Genomic DNA, 22,011 nt, shown 5'->3' on the forward strand with positions numbered 1-22,011 from the left:
GACAGGCTGGAGATGGGTCGATTATACGGGTGCCGGAGCAGACGGCGTCGGCGCTGGCTGAACGCGGATCAGGCCGGGGTCTGCAGCCACTGCAGCGCCTGGGCGGCGGTGTGGAATGAGCCGAACACCAGCACCCGGTCACCGCGCCCCGCCTGGGCCAGCACCTGCTGCAGCGCCTGCTCGACGCTGTCGGCCAGCGCGGCGGTGGCGGCCGGCGTATCGGCCAGGCGTGCCTGCAGCTGCTGCGCGCTCTGCCCACGCGGGCCCGCGAGGCCGGCCAGGGTCCACTGCGCGACGCTGTCCTGCAGCGCCTGCACCACGCCCACGGCGTCCTTGTCCTGCAGCGCCGCGTACACCGCCAGGGTGCGGCCGGGGGCCACTTCGGCGTTCAGCGTGCGCGCCAGCTGCGCTGCCGCCTGCGGGTTGTGGCCGACATCCACGCGGATCTGCACGCCGTCACGCTCGAAGGCCTGCATGCGGCCGTTGATGCGTGCAGCGGCAACACCAGCCGCCCAGGCCGCGCGTGGCACTGGCCGGTCCAGCGCGCGCAGCGCGGCGATGGCGGCACCGGCATTGGCCAGCTGGATCGGGCCGGCCAGGGCCGGGGTCGGCAGCTCCATGCGCAGGCCGACATCGCGCCAGCGCCAGCGCTGGGCGTCGATCGGCTCGTAGAAATAATCACTGCCGCCGCGGATCGCGTTGGCGCCCACCAGGTAGGCGCGCGCCAGCACGCTGGACGGCGGGTCGGTCTCGCCCAGGATCACCGGCTTCCAGCCGCGGATGATGCCGGCCTTCTCTGCGCCGATCGCCTCGCGGTCCTCGCCCAGCCACTCGGCATGGTCGATGTCCACGGTGGTGATGACCGACACGTCGGCATCGATGATGTTGACCGCATCCAGGCGCCCGCCCAGGCCCACTTCCAACACGGCCAGGTCCAGCCCGGCATCGGCGAACAACTGCAGTGCCGCCAGCGTGCCGTACTCGAAATAGGTCAGGGTGATGTCGCCGCGCGCGGCTTCCACCGTGTTGAACGCCGCCACCAGCGCGGCGTCGTCCACGTCCTGGCCATCGATGCGCACCCGCTCGTTGTAACGCTGCAGGTGCGGCGAGGTGTACGCGCCGACCTTCCAGCCGGCGGCACGGCCGATGGCCTCGATGAAGGCAACCGTGGAGCCCTTGCCGTTGGTACCACCGACCACGATGGTGTGCCTGGCCGGCGCACCCAGGCCCATCGCCGTGGCCACGGCGCGCACGCGCTCCAGGCCCATGTCGATGCTCGCCGGGTGCTGGCGTTCAATGTAGTCCAGCCAGTCGGCCAGGGTGGTCGGGGTGTTCGTCACGGCAGCGGTTCCAGCAGAAGCAGGTGGTTCGGGAATCAGAGGGCGCGGTGCTTGGCTTCACCGAAGAACGGCGTGTGGTGGGCGCAGTCGTTCAGGCGCACCACTTCCAGGCTGTCCAGGTCGGGACCTTCGAGCAGGTTCAGGGTGGTCGGCGCCTGGCGGAAGGTCCACAGACGGGAAATCGGCAGGCCGAGCACCTTGCACAGGATCACCCGGTTGACCGCGTCATGGGCGACCACCAGCAGGGTGTCATCTTCGCCCAGGCCTTCGGCGGCACGCGCCAGGCCACGCCAGCTGCGCTCGAGCACCAGGCGCAGCGATTCGCCGCCGGGCATCAGCACGGTATCGGGTTCCTCGCGCCAGGCCTTCAGGCGCGACGGATCTTTTTCATTGATCTCGCTGGCCAGCAGGCCTTCCCACTCACCGTGGGCGATCTCCTGCAGTTCCGGTTCGGTCTGCAGCATGGCGGCGCGGTCGGCACCGAGGGCGAGCTGGGCGGTCAGCTGGGCGCGCGACAGCGGCGAGGCCACCGCACGGGTAATGTCCACCGAAGCGAGACGGGCGCCCAAGGCCTGGGCCTGGGCTTCGCCGATGGGCGAAAGCGGGATGTCGATCTGGCCCTGGTAGCGGCCTTCGGCGTTCCACGGCGTTTCGCCGTGACGGGCAAGCAGGATGCGCATGCGAACAAGGGGTCCTGGGGGGAGGAGGTTTCCGCGCTTCGTTCACATCCTGTGAAGTGCGCGGAACAGGGATGATACCTGTTCGGCGGACCGGCCCGGTCGGGGCATGAAAAAACCCCGCGACCGGCGTCGCGGGGCTTCAGGTTTGCACACCGATTGCGCCAGTAGATCCACGCCATGCGTGGATGCTCCGCCCGGGGGCGTTGCCGGCCAGCGGCCGGCACTACCTTACTTCGCCAGGTTCAGTTCCTTCAGCAGCTGCGGCGCGGGCGCCACTTCCTGCATGATCCACTGCATGTAGCGGCTGTCCACGGCGATCATGCGGGTCATCACCGGGTCGAACACCCAGTTGGAGCTGACCGATTCCCAGTTGCCGTCGAAGGCCAGGCCGACCAGCTTGCCGTGCGCGTCCAGCACCGGCGAACCGGAATTGCCGCCAGTGATGTCCAGGTTGGACAGGAAGTTCACCGGCACCGAACCGATGCGCTTGTCTTCCAGGCCGCCGTAACGCTTGGCCTTGACCGCATCCAGCAGCGCCTTGGGCGAATCGAACGGGTCTTCGCCGGTTTCCTTGGCGGCCACGCCTTCCAGGGTGGTGAACGGGGTGTACTGCACGCCGTCCTTGCCATAGCCCATGACGTTGCCGAAGGTGATGCGCAGCGACAGGTTGGCATCGGGGTAGACGAATTCGCCCTGGCTCTTCTTGTAGTCGGCCACGGCCTGCAGGTACAGCGGACGGGCGGTCAGCGATTCGCCTTCGCGGATCTTCTTCTGCTCTTCCTGCTTCAGCAGTGCCGGCATCACCGCCACCGCGTACTGGATGGCCGGATCATTGCTGGCTTCGAAGGCGGCGCGGTCGGCACTGAACCACTTCAGGCGCGTGTCCAGGCTGCCCAGCTGGGTGCCCGACAGCTTGCCGACCAGCGACTTCACGGCGGCCTCGTCGCTGCCCCCCAGCCACGTATTCAGCACCTCGTTGTCGCGCTGCGCGGCCGGCAGGGCGACGTACTGGTCCAGCCAGTAGGTCTGCAGCTGCTGGTCCATCTTCGCCACGTAGCGGCGGTCCATCTGCTTCAGGCCACCTTCGATGGTGGTCAGGTCGCGCTGCTGGTAGCCGGCTTCGCGCTCGGCGTCCGGCTTGCTGCGCTCGATCGACAGGCGGTACAGGGTGATGGCGGCGCTGACTGCCGAGGTGTTGTTGAACTGCGACACGAACAGGTCGCGCTCACGCGTGGCCTTGCTGGTGTCCAGGTGCTTGAGCAGCTGCGCGTGCGCGGCCAGGGCCGGCTTGCCGGCGGCGCCCTGCTTCTTCAGCCAGGCCAGCACGGCCGCTTCTTCGGCCTGCTTCTGGCCGGCCGCGTCGATGCGCTTGAAGCCTTCCAGCTGGCCCAGGTAGTTCTTGGCCACGTTGTTCATGCTGGCCGCGGTGGCGGCGTACTTCACCTTCACGTCCGGATCGGCCTTGCCGGCCTCGTCGATCATCTTCAGCACCGCGTTGTAGTGGCGGGCGATGGTCGGGTAGGTGAAGCTGGCGGTCTCGTTGAACTCGCCGGCCAGGGCGTAGCGGTTGGTGCGGCCCGGGTAGCCGGCCACCATCACGAAGTCGTCGGCGCCCAGCGGCTGGTCGGCGAACTTCAGGAAGTGCTTGGGCTGGTAGGGCACGTTGTCGGCCGAGAATGCCGCCGGCTTGCCGTCCTTGCCCACATAAGCGCGGTAGAACGAGAAATCGCCGGTGTGGCGCGGCCACATCCAGTTGTCGATGTCGCCGCCGAACTTGCCGACGCTGCCCGGGGGCGCGTAGACCAGGCGCACGTCCTTGATTTCCATGTTGCGGAACAGGCGGTAGGTGTTGCCGCCGCTGAACGAGTACAGGCGGCAACGGAAGCCGGCATCGGCTTCACAGGCGGCGACCTGTGCCTTGTCGAAGGCATCCAGGGCGCGGCTGCGGGCCAGCGGATCCTTGCCGGCGGCAGCGATGGCGGCCTTGGCCTGGGTGGTGACGTCGGTGATCTGGTCGAGCACGAACACGCGGGCGTTCGGGCCGGCGCTCAGTTCGTCCTTCTGGGTCGGGGCGTTGAAGCCGTCCTTGATCAGATTCTTCTGCGCGGTCGAATTGAGCTGGATGGCGCCGTAGGCACAGTGGTGGTTGGTGACCACCAGGCCCTGCGGGGAGACGAAGCTGGCGGTGCAGCCGCCCAGCGCAACCACCGCGCCCATCGGGTCGCCGGTCAGGTCGGCCAGCTGCTGCGGGGACAGCTTCAGGCCGGCCTTCTGCAGCGGGCCGGCAATTTCCGGCAGCTGCTGCGGCACCCACATGCCTTCGGCGGCATGGGCGACCTGGACCAGCCCGAGGCTGGCGACGACGGAGAATGCAAGCAGGTTCGAGCGCATCGAGCGGCCCCTGGTGAAAGAACCGCCGAGTGTAGCCCAGCCCCCTGCCCCGCCCCGATCCCCGGAAGTCATGGGCCGGCCCACTGCCCTCCGCCGGGCATGGCCCGGCGCTAACGGGAGCGCCAAAGCACCCGCAGCGCAACATGGGAATTCCGCGCAGCCCTCTATAATCCGCGTTTTCCCCCTGATGAGTTCCACCCGATGGCGCAGCAAACGATGAAGGCCCTGGTCAAGCGCGAAGCAGCCAAGGGCATCTGGCTCGAAGAGGTTCCGGTGCCGACGCCCGGTCCGAACGAGGTCCTGATCAAGCTGGAAAAGACCGCCATCTGCGGCACCGACCTGCACATCTACCTGTGGGACGAGTGGAGCCAGCGCACCATCAAGCCGGGCCTGACCATCGGCCACGAGTTCGTCGGCCGCATCGCCGGACTCGGCTCGGCCGTCACCGGCTATGAAATCGGCCAGCGCGTCTCGGCCGAAGGCCACATCGTCTGCGGCCACTGCCGCAACTGCCGCGGCGGCCGCCCGCACCTGTGTCCGAACACCGTCGGCATCGGCGTCAACGTCAACGGCGCCTTCGCCGAATACATGGTGATGCCGGCCAGCAACCTGTGGCCGATCCCCGACCAGATCCCGTCCGAGCTGGCCGCCTTCTTCGACCCGTACGGCAATGCCGCGCACTGCGCGCTGGAATTCGACGTCATCGGCGAGGACGTGCTGATCACCGGCGCAGGCCCGATCGGCATCATCGCCGCCGGCATCTGCAAGCACATCGGTGCGCGCAACGTGGTGGTCACCGACGTCAACGACTTCCGCCTGAAGCTGGCGGCCGACATGGGTGCCACCCGCGTGGTGAACGTCGCCAACCAGTCGCTGAAGGACGTGATGAAGGAACTGCACATGGAGGGCTTCGACGTGGGCCTGGAAATGAGCGGTAACCCGCGTGCCTTCAACGACATGCTCGACTGCATGTACCACGGCGGCAAGATCGCCATGCTCGGCATCATGCCCAAGGGCGCCGGCTGCGACTGGGACAAGATCATCTTCAAGGGCCTGACCGTGCAGGGCATCTACGGCCGCAAGATGTACGAGACCTGGTACAAGATGACCCAGCTGGTGCTGTCCGGCTTCCCGCTGGGCAAGGTGATGACCCACCAGCTGCCGATCGATGACTTCCAGAAGGGCTTCGACCTGATGGAAGAAGGCAAGGCCGGCAAGGTCGTCCTCAGCTGGAATTGATCCGGCATACGGTAGCGCCGGGCCATGCCCGGCGTTGCCGCAAAGAAAAAGGCGCCCATCGGGCGCCTTTTTCATGGGCGTCAGCAGCGCAGGATCACTTGCCGACCGAGACGGTCAGCACCACGCGGTTGTCGGCCAGCTTGCCCGAGTTGTCGCGGCCGTTGCCGTCGGTGCCGTAGAAGCCAAGGCCAACGGTAGCCATGCCGATGGCGCGGCTGACGCCGATGTTGAAATCGGTGTAGTCCTTGGCCAGGCCGTGTTCGAAGGTGCTGCGGCCGACATTGGCGGTGACCGAGAAGTCGTTCGGCAGCGGCCATTCGCCGCCCACGGCGTAGTACCAGCCATCGGTGCCGCTGTTCCACACATCGTTGGTGTAGGCCACGGTGACGTTGTAGTTCTTGGCGAAGCTGGTCTTGGTGATCAGCTCGTTGTAGGCCAGCTCGCTGGCACCCGGGTAGGTGTAGCGGTTGAGCATCACGTCGAAGTTCACGTTCTCGCTGAAGTCGACGTTGTAGCCGACGAAGTAGTCGACCTCGAACTCCGGGCTGCCATCACCGAAATCCACGCCCGACCCCCACACACCGGCGTATACGCCCACCGGCGAGGTGTAGGTGAGGCCGGCTTGGCCGGTGGGATTCTCGTCGGTCTGCGACACGCCGCGGAACATGTAGTCGGAGACGCCGGTGATGTTCCAGCTGAACGGTGATGCGGCCTCGTCCTGGGCACTGGCGGCGAACGGGGCAAGCAGGGCGGCGCAGAGCACAGCGGCGGCGGTACAGCGCGTGGCGTGGTTCATGCGGGGTCTCTCCAGACGTGGGGGTGGGCGGTGCGGCGGGTGTTTACGGTTTTTTAACCGTATTGATATTGCGATGCAACAATCACGTGTGAAACAGTTCCCCCCCGCCAGGCCCGGCCAGACCGCCCGATCACGCCCCGGGAGGGTGCGCCGACGGGTAAAATCACGGGTTTCCCGTGCCGAAGACTGCCTGACATGAGCGACGCCACCTCTGCCCCGCTGACCCGCCATTACGCCGAGGAACTGGACGCCATCCGCGCCCAGGGCCTGTTCAAGTCCGAGCGGATCATCACCAGCCCGCAGTCGGCCGAGATCACCCTCGACGATGGCCGCACCGTGCTCAATTTCTGCGCCAACAACTACCTGGGCCTGGCCGACCACCCGGACCTGATCCAGGCGGCCAAGGACGCCCTGGATACCCACGGCTTCGGCATGGCCTCGGTGCGCTTCATCTGCGGCACCCAGGACCTGCACAAGCAGCTGGAAAAGCAGATCGCCGACTTCTTCGGCAAGCAGGACACCATCCTGTATGCAGCCTGCTTCGATGCCAACGGCGGCCTGTTCGAGCCCCTGCTCGGTGAAAACGACGCGATCATTTCCGACGCACTGAACCACGCCTCGATCATCGACGGCGTGCGCCTGTGCAAGGCCAAGCGCTTCCGCTACGCAAACTGCGACATGGCCGACCTGGAAGCGCAGCTGCAGGCCGCCGATGCGGCCGGCTGCAGGACCAAGCTGATCACCACCGACGGTGTGTTCTCGATGGACGGCTTCATCGCCCCGCTGGATGAGATCACTGCGCTGGCGAAGAAGTACAACGCCCTGGTCCACATCGACGAATGCCACGCCACCGGCTTCCTCGGTGCCAGCGGCCGCGGCTCGGCCGAAGTGAAGGGCGTGCTGGAGAAGATCGACATCATCACCGGCACCCTGGGCAAGGCCATGGGCGGCGCGCTGGGCGGCTTCACCTGTGCCAGCGCCGAGGTGATCGAACTGCTGCGCCAGCGTTCGCGTCCCTACCTGTTCTCCAATTCGCTGCCGCCGCACGTGGTCGCCGCCGGCATCAAGGCCTTCGAGATGCTGGCTGCCGCTGACGACCTGCGCAGCACGCTGGTGGAAAACACCCGCTACTTCCGCGAGAAGATGGTCGCCGCTGGCTTCGACGTGAAGCCGGGCGTGCATCCGATCAGCCCGGTGATGCTGTACGACGCACCGCTGGCGCAGAAGTTCGCCGAGCGCCTGCTGGAAGAAGGCATCTACGCGATCGGCTTCTTCTTCCCGGTGGTGCCCAAGGGCCAGGCGCGCATCCGCACCCAGATCAGCGCCGCGCACACGCGCGAACACCTGGACCGCGCCATTGATGCGTTCACCCGCATCGGCCTGGAGCTGGGCGTGATCAAGGGCTGATCCCGCCGGGCAAGGCGTGCCGACCGAGGTCGGCACCTACCGAGCCTGATGGCGTGCCGACCGAGGTCGGCACCTACCAGGAGCGCAGCGCCAGTGCCGACCAAGGTCGGCACCTACCAGAGGTGCAGCGCACGACGCCCGTCACTTCTTCTTTTTCTTCTTGTCCTTGGGCTCATCCTTGCTGGCCACCACCACCGGCGTGGCGGCCGCATTCTGCGTATTGCCCTTGGCCACGCGGATGCCGTTGGCCTTCATCCAGGCATCGAACTCGTCGGCGGTCATCTTGTGGTCGCCGTTGCTCATCATGAAGCGGTAGCTGCCGCGGCCGTCCAGTTCCGGGGTCTTCACTTCCACCACCGGCGTTTCCACCGGGGCTTCTGCCTTGGCCACCTTCTTGTGGCCGCTGCAGGCGGTCAGCAGTGCGAGCGGCAGCAACAGGCCGGCGCAGCGCAGGGTTCGGTCGAGGGTCGGGTACATGGGCAACGCTCCGTTCAAATGAATCGAAAACCAGGCGCCCCCTGCACCTGGAACGGTGGCCGGCAGCCGCCGGCCATGGGCCACAGCTTCAGCCCGGTGCAGCGGCCCCCAGCCGCTGCTGGTCGCTGACCTCCAGCACCCGCCACTGGCCCTTGCCGAGATCGCCGAGCGCCAGCCCACCGATCGCAACCCGGACCAGGCGCAGCACCTGCAGGTCGAAGGCCGCCAGCAGGCGGCGGATATGGCGGTTGCGTCCCTCTTCGAGGACCACTTCCAGCCATGCGGTCTTGTCACCGCTGCGCAGCACGCGCACGGCCCGGGCGACCAGGAACTCGCCCTCGTCCTCGATGCCGGCCTGCAGCGCGGCCAGCGTGGCCTCGTCCGGCAGACGGTCGATCTGTACGTGGTAGGTCTTGTCCGGCCCGGTCTGCGGGTCGGTCAGGCGCGCAGCCCACTGCGGGTCATTGCTGAACAGCAGCAGCCCTTCACTGGCTTTGTCCAGCCGTCCGACCGGCGCGATCCAGGGCAGCCCGGCGCCATCGAAGCAACGGTAGACGGTATCGCGGCCACGCTCGTCCTGCGCGGTGGTCACCACCCCGCGAGGCTTGTTGAGCATCAGGTACAGGCGCTGCGGCGCGCCCAGCGGCTGGCCGTCCACCTCGATGGGCGGAGCGGGCTGGGCGATCGGGAATTCGGGATCGAGGACGATGCGCCCGGACACCCGCACGCGACCGTCAGCGATCCAGCGCGCGGCTTCGGTGCGTGAACAGACGCCCGCCTTGGACAGCACGCGCGCCAGGCCATGGCGGACACCGGCGGGTGCGGCAGCGGGCTTCGCACGCCCACGCGGCGCGTGGGAGCGGGCGGCGAGGGTGGCAGGAGGGCGACGCGTGCGCAAGCCTCTGCTCCCCGCGCGGCTTACTTCTTCTCGCCCGGCTTGGTCTCAGCCGGTGCTTCGGTGGTGGCCGGGGCAGCGGCAGCGGCCGGCGCCGGTCGCGCCTTGACCACGCGCACGCCGCGCGCCTTCATCCAGGCATCGAACTCCTCGGCGGTCATGCGCTTGCCGTTCTGGCTCATGTCGAAGCGCCACGGCGTGTTGTCGAACTCGGTCTGCGGCTTGTAGGCGGCCGGGTCGTTGGGCTTAACCGCCGGTGCGCTGGGAATGGCCTTGGCGATGTTCTGGCAGCCGTCGATGCGCAGACGCTGCAGCACTTGGTCCAGCGACTGCGAGGGATCATAGCTGCTGCCCAGCACGCCGCTGGACATGCCCAGCTGGGTACCGCGGATGTACAGCTCATCGGCCACCGGCGCGATGGCCGTAGCCGGCAGGGGCAGCGGCGATGCGCTGGTGTTGACCGAGCAATCGACCGCCGCGTGGGCGACGGGAACCAGGGCCAGCGCCAGGACGGCGGCCGATGCAGAGCGCAGCATGAAGGGCATCCACGAAAGGAAGGTGACGCGGCGAGTTTAGCAATGCCGCGACAGCTTTCAAGCGCCACTTTCAATGAATACGGCAACTTGTTGGTTTCATGGACAAAATACCGACGAACGGTCGCTTGCCCTGGACGATGCCTGCGGTTTCGGTTCGCACAAACAACAAGACCCGGCCGAAGCCGGGTCCTGCTGTGTCTTACTGGCGGAGCGTCAGAACTCAGTTCTGGACGTTCAGCTCGGTACGACGGTTCTTGGCGCGACCTTCCGGGTTGTCCGAACCATCCGGGTTGGTGTTCGGGGCAATCGGACGGCTCTCGCCGTAGCCGATCGGGCCCTGCAGACGCGAAGCGTCCACACCGTTCTGGGTCAGGTAGTTGTACACGGCGGTGGCGCGACGCTCGGACAGCTTCTGGTTGTAAGCGTCGGTACCCTTCGAGTCGGTGTGACCGGCCACTTCAACGCGCAGATCCGGGTAACGCTTCAGGATTTCCGAAGCTTCCGACAGGATGGCCACGGCGTCCGGACGCAGGTTCGACTTGTCGAAGTCGAAGTTCACGCCCTTCAGGTCGATCGAGACCGGCACCGGGCAACCGTCCGGACCGATGGTCTGACCCGGCTGCGAGTTCGGGCACTTGTCGTCGCAGTTGTTGACGCCGTCACCGTCGTCGTCCAGGTCGGCGCAGCTCGGGGCAACCGGAGCCGGAGCCGGGGCAGCAGCCACCGGGGCCGGGCCCAGCGGGATCACGACGCCGACCGAAGCCAGCACGTCGCCGAACCAGCTTTCGTCACGGGCAGCAACGCTCTGGTCGTCGAAGTCAGCGCGGTAGGCCACTTCAGCGCGGACAGCAACGCGCTTTTCGAAGGTGGTCTGCAGGCCGACGCCCAGCTTGGCCGACAGGTTGCCGTCCTTGCGGTCGGTCAGCACGCCAACGGTGTTCAGGTACTCTTCTTCGGACTTCTGGTAGCCCAGGCCGCCGACGATGTACGGGTTCCAGCCGCGGCCTTCCTTGATGAAGTGGCGACGCATGTCGAACGACACGCCGTACTGCGACCAGTTCTGATCCTGGTTGGCGTCGAAGTTCGGGTTCTGGTAGTTCAGCTCACCGTCCAGCGACCAGTTCGGGCTGATGAACTTACCCAGGCCCAGGGTGACGAACGGAGCATCGTTGGTCAGACGGTCGCTGTCCTGGAAGTTGAAGCCGGCCGAACCGGTCAGGTACCAGCGGTCATCGAACTCCTGCGCGGACGCAGCCTGGGCGAAAGCCAGACCACCCAGCAGCGCGGCAGTAAGGATCTTCTTGTTCATTGAGTACAGCTCCTATTTCGGGGGTATGAAACCGGTAGAGGCATGGGCCAGCACTACTGCGTCGAGGTTCGACAGCCGATTCAGCACGCCACCGCCGCGAACATTATGCTCAGGCGGGTGAAGGCCATGTTAACAGTCACGTAACATGTGAAGCGTCGCACCCGGCCGGCCTCCGGTCCGACGTTGAAACCCTATACAGGATGATGAAGATCCGCAAGACCCACGTGCGACAAGGGTTTGGAGGGGATTAAGGGGAATGCGCGACAGGTTTTGCGGAGGCCTCCGCGAGGAGATTCAGCGCGCGCCCATCGACGTGAGGAACCTTTACCCGGGCCTGTACCGGGACGGTATGCGGGCGGCGAACGCCGCCGTGCCGATTACGTCATCGCGTCGATTGCATGGATTTACCCGCAGCGTCGCGCGTGCGCGACGGCTTTATCCCGGTCCAGGACGCTGTTCATTGCTGTGCGCTCGCATTGGACTTCATCTGTATCTATATCGAAGTCGCAACCGGGACTACGGTGGAAACAGATTCCCCGTCCCCGGAGCGTTCATGTCCACCGCCCTGCCCCTGCGCCTGCTGCAACTCGTCACTGGCCTGTTCCTCTATGGATTCGGCATCGCGCTGATGGTGCGGGCCGCCATCGGCGTGGCGCCGTGGGACGTGCTTTCGCAGGGCATCACCCTGCACGCGCCGCTGTCGTTCGGGCTGGTCACCAACCTGGTCGGGCTGCTGGTGCTGGCGCTGTGGTGGCCTCTGCGGCAGAAGCCCGGCGTGGGCACGGTGCTCAACGTGCTGCTGATCGGCCCCTCGGCGCAGTTCGGCCTGTGGCTGCTGCCACCCGCGGCCGGCCTGGGGTGGCAGCTGCTGCTGTTCAGCGCCGGCCTGCTGTTGATCGCCCTGGCCACCGGCCTGTACATCGGCGCCCGCCTCGGCCCCGGCCCGCGTGATGGATTGATGACCGGCCTGCATGCCCGCACCGGCTGGCCGATCTGGAAGGTGCGCACCCTCATCGAAGGCAGTGTGCTGGTGATCGGCGCGTGGCTGGGCGGCAACATCGGCCTGGGCACGCTGGCCTTCGCCCTGTTGATCGGCCCGCTGTGCAGTTTCACCCTGGGCTGGTTCGGCATCGGCCGCCCGGTGGTCGTGCCGGTCGCTGGCCGGCACCCCCAGGCGCCCTGATCGGATCGGGATGCCGGCCAGCGGCCGGCACTACCAGCCCTTGCCCCGGCCGCGGTTTCACGGCACCCTGCGCGCTTCCGTACGCAAGCGTATCGATCATGTCGCCAGCCAACGAAACCGCCTACCCGCACCTGTTCTCCCCGCTGGATCTGGGCTTTACCCAACTGCGCAACCGGGTGCTGATGGGCTCGATGCACACCGGCCTGGAAGATCGCGCCCGTGACTTCCCGCGCCTGGCCGCCTATTTCGCCGAGCGCGCCGAGGGCGGCGTCGGCCTGATCGTCACCGGTGGTTTCGCGCCGAACGTGGTGGGCTGGTTGAAGCCGTTCGGCGGCAAACTGTCCTGGCCCTGGGAAGTACGCCCACACCGCCAGCTCACTGCGGCCGCGCACCAGCACGGCGCGAAGATCTGCCTGCAGCTGCTGCATGCCGGTCGTTATGCCTATCACCCCCTGTCGGTGGCACCGTCAAAGCTGAAGGCGCCGATCAACCCGTTCACCCCGCGTGCGCTGTCGGCCAGCGGCGTTGAACGGCATATCGCCGATTACGCGCGCAGCGCCAGGCTGGCCCGCGAGGCCGGCTACGACGGCGTGGAAGTGATGGGCTCGGAGGGCTACCTCATCAACGAGTTCATCGCCCCGCGCACCAACACGCGCACCGATGCCTGGGGTGGCGACGCGCGCCAGCGCATGCGTTTCGCGGTGGAGATCGTGCGCCGCATCCGTGAGGCCTGCGGCCCGGATTTCATCATCATCTACCGGCTGTCACTGGTCGACCTGGTCGATGACGGCAGCAACTGGGAAGAGATCGTGCAGCAGGCGCAGGCCATCGAGGCCGCCGGCGCGACAATCATCAATTCCGGCATCGGCTGGCATGAGGCGCGCATTCCGACCATCGCCACCTCGGTGCCGCGCGCGGCCTTCGCCGGGGTCACCGCCAAGCTCAAGCCGCACGTGAAGGTGCCGCTGGTGGCGACCAACCGCATCAACATGCCCGAGGTGGCCGAGCGCATCCTGGCCGGCGGCGGTGCCGACATGGTCTCGCTGGCACGCCCGCTGCTGGCCGACCCGCAGTGGCCGAACAAGGCCCGCGCCGGCCGTGCCGAGGCCATCAACACCTGCATCGCCTGCAACCAGGCCTGCCTGGACCACGTGTTCGAGAACAAGCTGGCCAGCTGCCTGGTCAACCCGCGTGCGGCGCACGAGACCGAACTGGTCTACCGCCCCACCACCGCACCGAAGAAGATCGCCGTGGTCGGTGCCGGCCCGGCCGGCCTGGCCTGTGCCACGGTGGCCGCCGGGCGTGGCCACCAGGTCACCCTGTTCGATGCCGGCGAGGAGATCGGCGGCCAGTTCAACGTGGCCAAGCGCATCCCGGGCAAGGAGGAGTTCCACGAGACCCTGCGCTACTTCCGCCACACGCTGGCCGAAACGGGGGTGCAGCTGCGGCTGAACACCCACGCCGACGCGGCCGCCCTGGCCGGTTTCGATCACGTGGTGCTGGCTACCGGCATCACCCCGCGCAAGGTCGACTTCCCGGGTGCCGACCACGCCAAGGTGGTCACCTATCTGGACGTGCTGCTGGGCCGGGTCGAGGTCGGTGCCAACGCGGCGATCATCGGTGCCGGTGGCATCGGCTTCGACGTGGGCGAATTCCTCAGCCATGCCGGCCCCTCGCCGTCGCTGGACCCGCAGCGCTGGATGGCCGAGTGGGGCGTGGACAGCCGCTTCGAGGCACGTGGCGCACTGACCCGCCCAGAGGTCGAGGCCTCGCCGCGTCGCCTCTGGCTGCTGCAGCGCAGCCCGGGCAAGCCGGGAGCGCGGCTGGGCAAGACCACCGGATGGATCCACCGCGCCACGTTGAAGGCCAAGGGCGTGCGCATGCTCGGTGGCGTGGAGTACCTGGGCGTGGACGACGAGGGCCTGCGCATCCGTGTCGACGGCAGCGAACAGCTGCTGCCGGTCGACCATGTGGTGGTGTGCGCCGGGCAGGAACCCAACCGCGCGTTGATGGCCGAACTGCAGGCTGCCGGCATCGCCGCACAGCTGATTGGTGGTGCGGATGTGGCCGCCGAACTGGATGCAAAACGCGCAATCGACCAGGGCAGCCGGGTGGCTGCCGCGCTGTAGTCCGGGCCTGAATGGGGGACAGAATGTGATTTCCGTCTCCCCACCAATACCTGAATGTCAAGCAGGCCGGTTCAGGATGCGTTCTGCAATGCCCCCCTACCTTGCGCCAACTTTCTGCTCACCAGCCAGTTTCCGGTGAGCCGGCGCGCCCCCCTCGATCGGACTGATCGTTTCTTTTGGGGGTCGCCCACGGGGCGGCCCCGATGGCCGCCTCCCCATCACGCCAAGTCGTACCCCGGCCCACAGCCCCCGCTGCGGGAACCCCGAGGTGCGGCCCATACGGAGCAAGGAGTCATATGAAACTGGCCTGGATTCTCTGGCTGTCGCAGTTGTTGCCGCAGCCGGCCGCTGATTCATTGTGTTTGAGCACCACCGTTTACCTGGAAGCCCGCGACCAGACCCTGCGCGGCCAGCAGGCCGTCGCCGAAGTCGCACTGCGCCGCCTCGACAGTGGCCTGTGGGGCGATTCGATGTGCCAGGTGGTCACCGCGCGCAAGCAGTTCGCCCCGACCATCGTCTCCCCCGGCACCCAGCTGGGCAACGACGCGGCCTGGAGCGAGGCGATGAACGTGGCCTTCGACGCCGAGCGCAACTGGGCGCTGCCGGCCGGCGAACGCCGCGAGATCGTGCCCGGCGCCAGCCACTTCGCCGCGCTGTCCATCGCCAGCCCGAACTGGCGCAATGCCTACCAGGTGGCGACCATCGGCGACCACACCTTCTATAAGGTGCAGAACCTCAAGCCTCGCCAGTCGTAACGATCTGTTGCCGGCGGCAGCGTTGCCGCGCGCCGGCAGGCTCTGGGATAGTGGACGTTTCCCGCCACGCCCTGCCTGGAGTCACCATGAAGCTGTACAGCAAGCCCGGTGCCTGTTCCACCGCCGACCACATCGCCCTGCAGTGGACCGGCCAGCCCTATGAAGTGGAACTGCTGGACAAGGACACCCTGAAGGGTCCGGAATTCCTCAAGATCAATCCGGCCGGCGCCGTACCCGCGCTGGTCGATGGCGATTTCATCCTGCTGCAGAACGCGGCCATCATGGGCTACATCGCCGACAGCTTCCCGCAGGCCGGCCTGGCCGGTGATGGCAGTGCGCAGCAGCGCGCCGAGGCCACCCGCTGGCTGTCCTTCGTCAACTCGGACGTGCACCCGGCGTTCTCGCCGCTGTTCGGGCCGGCCAAGTTCATTGCCGATGAAGGCCAGTTCGACGCCATCCGCGCCGCCGCGCGCAAGCGCCTGCGCGGCCTGTTCGAGACCGCCGACAAGCAGCTGGCCGACAAGCCGTGGCTGGCCGGTTTCCGCAGCTTCGCCGATCCGTACTTCTACATCACCCTGCGCTGGGCAGCGGCGGCCAAGGTCGACCTGGTCGGCCTGGACAACGTGGCTGCGTTCAAGACCCGCATGGAGGCCGATGCCGGCGTCCAGGCCGTACTGAAGGCCGAAGGCCTGGCCTGAGGCCTTGGACGGGGTCAGAGCCGTTCGCGCAGCGGGCGGCTCCGACCCCGATGACCACGGGTCCATCCGTCGAGCAAGCTCGATGCTACGCGTCTGCCGCGCTCAGCCGATCTCGCGGATGACCTCGCCCTTGCCGTCACGCAGCTGGGTCGGCACCACCTCAATGCGCAGCGCCTCGGCCACCGGGTAAAGCCCGCGTTCGGCCGGCACTGCCGCCAGCGCCTGCAGCCCCGCCTCATCCAGCGCCCAGCGCGCGCTGTCATCCTGCACCTCGTTCACTGCCTCGCCATCGGCCGGGGTGAAGGTCCATTGGCGCTCACGGCTGACCAGTTCGAGCGACCGGCCATGGCGCAGCCGCAGGGGCAGCAGTTCGCCGATGGCAGGGACCTGCCCCGCACCCAGCACCAGCGTGGTCACTCCTGCCTCCTGCCGCCACTGCAGTGTCTCGATGAACAGCATGCCGGTGCTGGAACCTTCGCGTTCACTGTCTTCCCGCACCCGTGCCGCCAGCACGGGATCATCGAGCAGGTTGCCGCGATACAGGTCGGTGATCCACAGCGGCATCGCTGGCTGCAGGGCCTGCAGCACGCCACGGGTCGACCAGCGCTTGACGGCTTCCATCTCCTGATCGGTCAGGCCGACCAGCTGCAGGAACTGCAGGTGACCGTTGGCGGTATCACGCGCCGGCAGCTGCGGGTCGGCGATGAAAGCCAGGTGGCACAGTCGGGTATCGGTTTCCAGCGCGATCGGTCCGTTGGCATTGAGATGGTGGCCATCCTCGAACACATTGCCGCTGCCGAACACATAGCGCGCCAGATTCTGCAGCAGGTTCAGCGGCCACGCCGGCGGCGTGCTGGCGGCATCCTCGCCAGGGCCGGCCGCCAGGCGGAAGGTCAGCTCGAAACCATAGCCACTGGCCTGCGCATCGCTGCTTTCCTTGGCATACAGCTCGGAGAAACCGTAGGTGACGTAATGCCAGTGCGGCACCGGCGCATCGGACCAGTACACGCTGATGCCATCCAGCGGATCCTGGCCGCCCAGTGTGTACGGCAGCGCGGTGCCATAGTGGCGCGGCTCCTGGCCGGCATACAGCGGCGCCAGCGCCGCATTGATCGCATCCCAGCCGGGCGTGTCGGTGGTGTCGTGTTCGTCCTGCACGCAGGCATCCTCATGGGCAGTGGAATCCATCGCCCACTTTACCCGCCGCGCTACGCCTGCACGACCTCGACACTGCCGCCGTCCAGCCGCGCCCGCGTCTCCTGCCACCAGCGCTGGGCCAGTGCAGGACTGCGCGCGCTGCCTACGGCCGCAAGCAGTTCCGGGCACAGCCGTTCCAGCGCCAATGCATCCTTGCAGCGCTCGATCTTCAACTGCATGAAGTAGCCCTTCAGGCCCAGATGGCGGCGCACCGCCTCGCTCATCGCGTCATACAACTGCTGGTACAGCGCCGGGTCCTGCTCGCGGCCACTGCTGAGGCCGCGTACCGGCACCGGCTCGGCCGAACCGCCGACGACTTCGATCAGGCCTTCGGCCGCCAGCTGCTGCAGCGCGTCGACCGGCGCGCGCAGGCCCTCGAACAGGCCGCGTAGTTCATTGTCATCCCGTTGGCCATCGACCATCAGCAGAATCGACCGCAGTCCCGCCGGCAGGCGCCGGCCACGGTCTTCGATTTCCTGGCGGCCAGCAGCCGTCTTGGCATACAGCAGAGCCATGCATCCCCCCGATCCATGATGCGCTTCGTCTACGCGCCCTTGCGGGCGCGTCCCCTTGGTTGCCATCGCCGAAGCCGGCGCAGCTTCCCCGAAGCGCCGGTACTGTTGCAGGCCGATGACAGGGCGAGCTTAGCGCATGTGCGCCAGCGGTTGGGTAGAGCCGAGCCCATGCTCGGCTGCTCTACCAGGCAAACGCAGCCGAGCGCGGGCTCGGCTCTACAGATCAGGGTTACCGCCCCAGCGCGCGGCGGATCTCCTCCAGCGCCCCTGGATCATCCAGGGTCGACAGATCGCCCGGGTCGCGCTGTTCGGCCAGCGCCTGCAGCGAGCGCCGCAGCAGCTTGCCCGAGCGGGTCTTGGGCAGCGCATTGACCACGTGCACATGCGCCGGTCGCGCCACCGCGCCGAGCGAGGCGGTCACGGCCGCCATCATCTCGGCCACCACCGGCGCGGGATCCTCCCCGTTGAGGCCCTGCTTGAGGGTGACGAACACCAGCGGCACCTGCCCCTTCAGCTCATCCTTGACGCCGATGACTGCCGCCTCGGCCACGCGTGGATGGCCCGAGATGGCCTCTTCGATCTCACGCGTGCCCAGGCGGTGGCCGGCCACGTTGATCACATCGTCGGTGCGGCCCAGGATGAAGGTGTAGCCATCGTCATCACGGATGGCCCAGTCCAGCGAGCTGTACAGCAGTTCCTTGAAGTGGCTGAAGTAGCTCTGCATGAAGCGCGCATCGTCGTTCCACACCGTGCTCATGCAGCCCGGCGGCAGCGGTGGGGTGACCACCAGCACGCCCTTCTGTCCGGCGGCGACCTCCTCGCCAGTGTTCTCGTCGATCACCTTCATGCGATAGCCGAGATTGGGGAAACCCGGCGAACCGAAGCGCACCGGCTTCATGTCCAGCCCCGGCAGCAGGGTCAGTGCCGGCCAGCCGGTTTCGGTCTGCCAGTAGTTGTCGATGATCGGCTTGCCCAATGCCTCGCTGATCCAGTGCGCGGTGGGTTCATCCAGCGGCTCGCCGGCCAGGAACAGGTACTTCAGCGCATCCAGGTCGTGGCGGTGGATGAAGTCGGCATCGTGCTTCTTCAGCACGCGGATGGCCGTGGGCGAGGAGAACATCGTACGCACGCTGTACTGCTCGCACAGTGCCCACCAGATGCCCGGGTCCGGATTGGTCGGCAGGCCTTCGTAGAGCAACGAGGTGCAGCCGCCGATCAGCGGCCCGTACACGTTGTAGGAATGGCCGACAGCCCAGCCCACGTCCGAGGTGGAGAACATCACCTGGCCGGGCCGGCAGTCGAACACGGTCTCCATCGACTGCGCCATCGCCACTGCGTAGCCGCCCACATCGCGCTGCACGCCCTTGGGCTTGCCGGTGGTGCCGGAGGTATACAGCAGGTAGCTCGGCTCACTGGATTCGAGCCATTTCACCGGCACGTCCCTTTCGCCCACCTGCGCGCGCAGTGCGGCGTACTCGACATCGCGTCCCTGCACGCGCGGCTCGGCCGGATCCAGCCCCCGCGAGACGATCAGCACGTGCGGCGGCGGGTTGGCCGCTTCGGCACAGGCCGCGTCGACCATGGCCTTGTACGGAATGACCTTGCCACCGCGCATGCCGGCGTCGGCGGCGATCAGCAGCTTCGGTTTGGCATCGTCGATGCGCAGCGCCAGGTTGTGCGCGGCGAAGCCACCGAACACCACCGAGTGCACGGCACCGATGCGCGCGCAGGCGAGCATGGCAAACACCGCCTCGGCCATGTTGGGCATGTAGATCACCACGCGATCGCCGTGGCCGACGCCCAGGTGCTGCAGCACGGCGGCGAAGTCGTTCACCTCGCGGTACAGCTGGCGGTAGGTGATTTCGCGGGTGATGTTGGTCTCGGTGGAAACGGCCACCAGCGCCAGCTGGTCGGGCCGATCAACGAGGTGGCGGTCGACGGCGTTGTAGCAGAGGTTGGTTTCACCGCCGACATACCAGCGGCGGAACGGCGGGTTGCTGTAGTCCAGCACCTGTTTCGGCGGCACATGCCAATGGATGCGCTTGGCTTCCTCGCCCCAGAACGCCTCCGGCTCGTCGATCGAGCGGCGGTAGGTTTCCTCGTAGTTCATGACGCAGCCCTCCCAGACAAAGTCATGCAATCGAGGATAGTCCGGTGCTGGCACGCGGGCCGCCCTACCTTGGTAGGGGGTGGGGTTTGTCCTGCAGGGCTTGCAGTCCTGCACCTGCTTCGAGCCAAGGCAACGTCAACTTCAAAAGCTGGCTATCCGTGGGTTGGCGGGGCGGGTCCGGTTGAGGGGGACGCCGTGAACCCATCCATGGGGGTGTGAGCGGCATCCATGCCGCTCACACCCCCTCAACCGGACCCACCCCGCCTTCGACAGTTTCCTGCGATCTGCCGGAACGACATCCTGCTCTGGTAGGTGTCGACCTTGGTCGACACGGGGTCGGATCCCGTTGCTGCGCAACGGGCTCTGACCCCAGAAGAATTTCGATATCTGACAGATCAATCCACGCATGGCGTGGATCTACTGGGCTCATCCTGCTCTGGTAGGTGTCGACCTTGGTCGACATGGATGAATTCATTCGATTTCTGGCAGGTGTGTCGACCAAGGTCGACACCTACCAACAGCCGCGCGCCGCCCCGCCACTCCACTGATAGCAGGCCTTTGACGTTGACGTTGCTTCTGCAGGTGCAGGGCGCAGCCCTGCCGAACCCACCTCCCAGCTAGAACGGAGCCGCTGACTCGAACGCCAGCGCGGCTCCCGTCACCGGATGCGTGAACGCCAGCGCACACGCATGCAGATGTACCCGCTGCGCCGGCACGGCGTCATACAACACATCCCCCACGATGGGATGGCCCAGACTGGCCATGTGCAGCCGCAGCTGATGACTGCGCCCGGTCACCGGTTCCAGCGCCACGCGCGTGCATTGCGCCTGCATATCCCGCGCCAGCACCTGCCAGCGCGTCAGTGCCGGCTTGCCGCGCTCATGATCGACCCTCTGCTTCGGCCGGTTCGGCCAGTCCACGATCAACGGCAGGTCCACGTCACCGGCATCGGCCTCCAGCAGCCCTTGCACCACCGCTTCGTAGCGCTTGCTCACGTTGCGCTGTTCAAACTGCATCGACAGTGCCGCCTGCATCACCTTGCCGCGCGCATGCAGCAGCAGGCCCGAGGTCACCTGGTCCAGGCGGTGCACGGTGAGTGCATCCGGGTACAGCACCTGCAGGCGCGTCACCACGCAGTCCTGGTTCTCTTCGCTGCGGCCGGGCACGGACAGCAGGCCGGCCGGCTTCTCGGCCACCAGCAGTGCGTCATCGATGTAATGCAGGTGGATCATCAGGTTCCCTGGCCCTCAAAACAGAAACGGGGAAGCCGAAGCTTCCCCGTTCCATCGCAGCAATGCCAGACGAAGCCGGCAACGGCTGTATCAGCCCAGCAGGTGGGCGACGCCGGAGCGCTCTTCTTCCAGCTCGGCCAGGGTCTTGTCGATGTACTTCTGGCTGAAGTCGTCGATCGGCAGATCCTTGACCAGGGTGTACTTGCCGTTTTCGGTGGTCACGGCGAAGCCGAAGATCACGCCTTCCGGAATGCCATAGGAACCGTCGGACGGCACGCCCATGGTGACCCACTTGCCGTTGCTGCCCAGCACCCAGTCACGCACGTGGTCGATGGCAGCGTTGGCGGCCGAAGCAGCCGAGGACGAGCCGCGGGCTTCGATGATCGCCGCGCCGCGCTTGCCGACGGTCGGGATGAAGGTGTTGGCGTTCCATTCCTGGTCGTTGATCGCATCGGCGATGGAGGCACCATCGGCGGTGGCGAAACGGTAGTCCGGGTACATGGTCGGGCTGTGGTTGCCCCACACGACCAGCTTCTCCATGCCGCCGACCGGCTTGCCGAGCTTGTTCGACAGCTGGCTCAGCGCGCGGTTGTGGTCCAGGCGCAGCATGGCGGTGAAGTTTTCCGGCTTCAGGTCCGGGGCCGACTTCATGGCGATGTAGGCGTTGGTGTTGGCCGGGTTGCCGACCACCAGCACCTTCACGTCACGGCTGGCGACCTTGTTCAGCGCTGCGCCCTGGGCGGTGAAGATCTTGGCATTTTCCAGCAGCAGGTCCTTGCGCTCCATGCCCGGGCCGCGCGGACGCGCGCCGACCAGCAGGGCGATGTCGGCATCCTTGAAGGCCACTTCGGCGTCGTCGGTGCCGACCATGCCGGCCAGCAGCGGGAAGGCGCAGTCTTCCAGCTCCATCATCACGCCCTTCAGGGCGGCCTGGGCCTTGTCGACCGGCAGTTCCAGCAGCTGCAGGATGACCGGCTGGTCCTTGCCCAGCATTTCGCCGGAGGCGATGCGGAACAGCAGGGCGTAGCCGATCTGGCCGGCAGCGCCGGTCACGGCAACACGAACGGGTGCTTTCATGGGGGTTTCCTCTTGCTTGCAAGCGTTGGATGGAACGCCGCGGGC

At 66.9% G+C, this 22,011-nt stretch carries 19 protein-coding genes; 6 read left to right on the forward strand and 13 right to left on the reverse strand.

Features of this window, described 5'->3' with window-relative positions:
- Positions 1-68: 68 nt before the first annotated feature.
- The 3 genes from folC to VER16_RS15165 form a co-directional block, all read right to left on the reverse strand.
- Positions 69-1,340, reverse strand: coding sequence for a bifunctional tetrahydrofolate synthase/dihydrofolate synthase (gene folC, locus VER16_RS15155; RefSeq protein ID WP_324809515.1), 1,272 nt, complete (start codon positions 1,338-1,340; stop codon positions 69-71).
- A gap of 35 nt (positions 1,341-1,375) precedes the next feature.
- Positions 1,376-2,020 carry a histidine phosphatase family protein gene (locus VER16_RS15160; RefSeq protein WP_164073029.1) on the reverse strand — a complete coding sequence of 215 codons (645 nt, stop codon included), beginning with the start codon at positions 2,018-2,020 and terminating at the stop codon, positions 1,376-1,378.
- 228 nt (positions 2,021-2,248) lie between these two features.
- Complete coding sequence (locus tag VER16_RS15165) at positions 2,249-4,411, reverse strand: S46 family peptidase (RefSeq protein ID WP_324809518.1); 2,163 nt, start codon at positions 4,409-4,411, stop codon at positions 2,249-2,251.
- Positions 4,412-4,627: 216 nt separating this feature from the next.
- On the opposite strand from VER16_RS15165, the gene tdh reads away from it, so the two are divergent.
- Positions 4,628-5,650, forward strand: coding sequence for an L-threonine 3-dehydrogenase (gene tdh, locus VER16_RS15170; RefSeq protein ID WP_108752295.1), 1,023 nt, complete (start codon positions 4,628-4,630; stop codon positions 5,648-5,650).
- 94 nt (positions 5,651-5,744) lie between these two features.
- Here the strand turns inward: tdh and VER16_RS15175 are convergent, their stop codons facing one another.
- Complete coding sequence (locus VER16_RS15175) at positions 5,745-6,446, reverse strand: TorF family putative porin (RefSeq protein WP_324809520.1); 702 nt, start codon at positions 6,444-6,446, stop codon at positions 5,745-5,747.
- Positions 6,447-6,641: 195 nt separating this feature from the next.
- Between VER16_RS15175 and kbl the strand changes: the two genes are divergently transcribed.
- On the forward strand, positions 6,642-7,853 hold the full coding sequence (kbl, locus tag VER16_RS15180; RefSeq protein ID WP_324809522.1) for a glycine C-acetyltransferase: 1,212 nt from the start codon (positions 6,642-6,644) through the stop codon (positions 7,851-7,853).
- A 141-nt stretch (positions 7,854-7,994) separates the two neighbouring features.
- On the opposite strand, the gene VER16_RS15185 is transcribed toward kbl, so the two are convergent.
- The 4 genes from VER16_RS15185 to VER16_RS15200 form a co-directional block, all read right to left on the reverse strand.
- Positions 7,995-8,330 (reverse strand): hypothetical protein, encoded by a 336-nt coding sequence (locus VER16_RS15185; RefSeq protein WP_324809524.1) that lies wholly within the window; start codon positions 8,328-8,330, stop codon positions 7,995-7,997.
- Positions 8,331-8,418: 88 nt separating this feature from the next.
- Entirely contained in the window at positions 8,419-9,228 is an 810-nt protein-coding gene (locus VER16_RS15190; RefSeq protein ID WP_324809526.1) for a pseudouridine synthase, read from the reverse strand.
- Positions 9,229-9,248: 20 nt separating this feature from the next.
- Entirely contained in the window at positions 9,249-9,761 is a 513-nt protein-coding gene (locus VER16_RS15195; protein ID WP_108767867.1) for a hypothetical protein, read from the reverse strand.
- A gap of 220 nt (positions 9,762-9,981) precedes the next feature.
- Positions 9,982-11,070, reverse strand: coding sequence for an OmpA family protein (locus tag VER16_RS15200; protein ID WP_324809528.1), 1,089 nt, complete (start codon positions 11,068-11,070; stop codon positions 9,982-9,984).
- A gap of 553 nt (positions 11,071-11,623) precedes the next feature.
- Between VER16_RS15200 and VER16_RS15205 the strand changes: the two genes are divergently transcribed.
- The 4 genes from VER16_RS15205 to VER16_RS15220 all read left to right on the forward strand — a co-directional run bounded on the left by VER16_RS15205 (position 11,624) and on the right by VER16_RS15220 (position 15,835).
- A complete protein-coding gene (locus tag VER16_RS15205; RefSeq protein ID WP_324809530.1) occupies positions 11,624-12,253 on the forward strand; it encodes a hypothetical protein in 630 nt (209 codons plus the stop codon).
- A 98-nt stretch (positions 12,254-12,351) separates the two neighbouring features.
- Positions 12,352-14,382, forward strand: coding sequence for an NADPH-dependent 2,4-dienoyl-CoA reductase (locus VER16_RS15210; protein ID WP_324809532.1), 2,031 nt, complete (start codon positions 12,352-12,354; stop codon positions 14,380-14,382).
- 296 nt (positions 14,383-14,678) lie between these two features.
- Entirely contained in the window at positions 14,679-15,137 is a 459-nt protein-coding gene (locus VER16_RS15215; protein ID WP_004154513.1) for a cell wall hydrolase, read from the forward strand.
- An 86-nt stretch (positions 15,138-15,223) separates the two neighbouring features.
- The gene (locus tag VER16_RS15220; RefSeq protein ID WP_324809535.1) at positions 15,224-15,835 is read left to right on the forward strand and encodes a glutathione S-transferase N-terminal domain-containing protein; all 612 of its coding nucleotides are present in this window, start codon (positions 15,224-15,226) and stop codon (positions 15,833-15,835) included.
- Positions 15,836-15,937: 102 nt separating this feature from the next.
- Here VER16_RS15220 and VER16_RS15225 read toward each other — a convergent pair whose 3' ends face one another.
- The 5 genes from VER16_RS15225 to VER16_RS15245 all read right to left on the reverse strand — a co-directional run bounded on the left by VER16_RS15225 (position 15,938) and on the right by VER16_RS15245 (position 21,966).
- Entirely contained in the window at positions 15,938-16,993 is a 1,056-nt protein-coding gene (locus tag VER16_RS15225; RefSeq protein WP_324809589.1) for a suppressor of fused domain protein, read from the reverse strand.
- Between the two features lie 50 nt (positions 16,994-17,043).
- Positions 17,044-17,547, reverse strand: coding sequence for a hypothetical protein (locus tag VER16_RS15230; protein WP_324809537.1), 504 nt, complete (start codon positions 17,545-17,547; stop codon positions 17,044-17,046).
- Between the two features lie 229 nt (positions 17,548-17,776).
- Complete coding sequence (gene prpE, locus VER16_RS15235; RefSeq protein ID WP_324809539.1) at positions 17,777-19,657, reverse strand: propionate--CoA ligase; 1,881 nt, start codon at positions 19,655-19,657, stop codon at positions 17,777-17,779.
- Positions 19,658-20,274: 617 nt separating this feature from the next.
- The gene (locus VER16_RS15240; RefSeq protein WP_324809541.1) at positions 20,275-20,889 is read right to left on the reverse strand and encodes an RluA family pseudouridine synthase; all 615 of its coding nucleotides are present in this window, start codon (positions 20,887-20,889) and stop codon (positions 20,275-20,277) included.
- Positions 20,890-20,979: 90 nt separating this feature from the next.
- Complete coding sequence (locus VER16_RS15245; protein ID WP_108748672.1) at positions 20,980-21,966, reverse strand: malate dehydrogenase; 987 nt, start codon at positions 21,964-21,966, stop codon at positions 20,980-20,982.
- Positions 21,967-22,011 lie beyond the last annotated feature (45 nt).

Source organism: Stenotrophomonas sp. (assembly GCF_035634915.1).
Lineage (GTDB): Bacteria > Pseudomonadota > Gammaproteobacteria > Xanthomonadales > Xanthomonadaceae > Stenotrophomonas.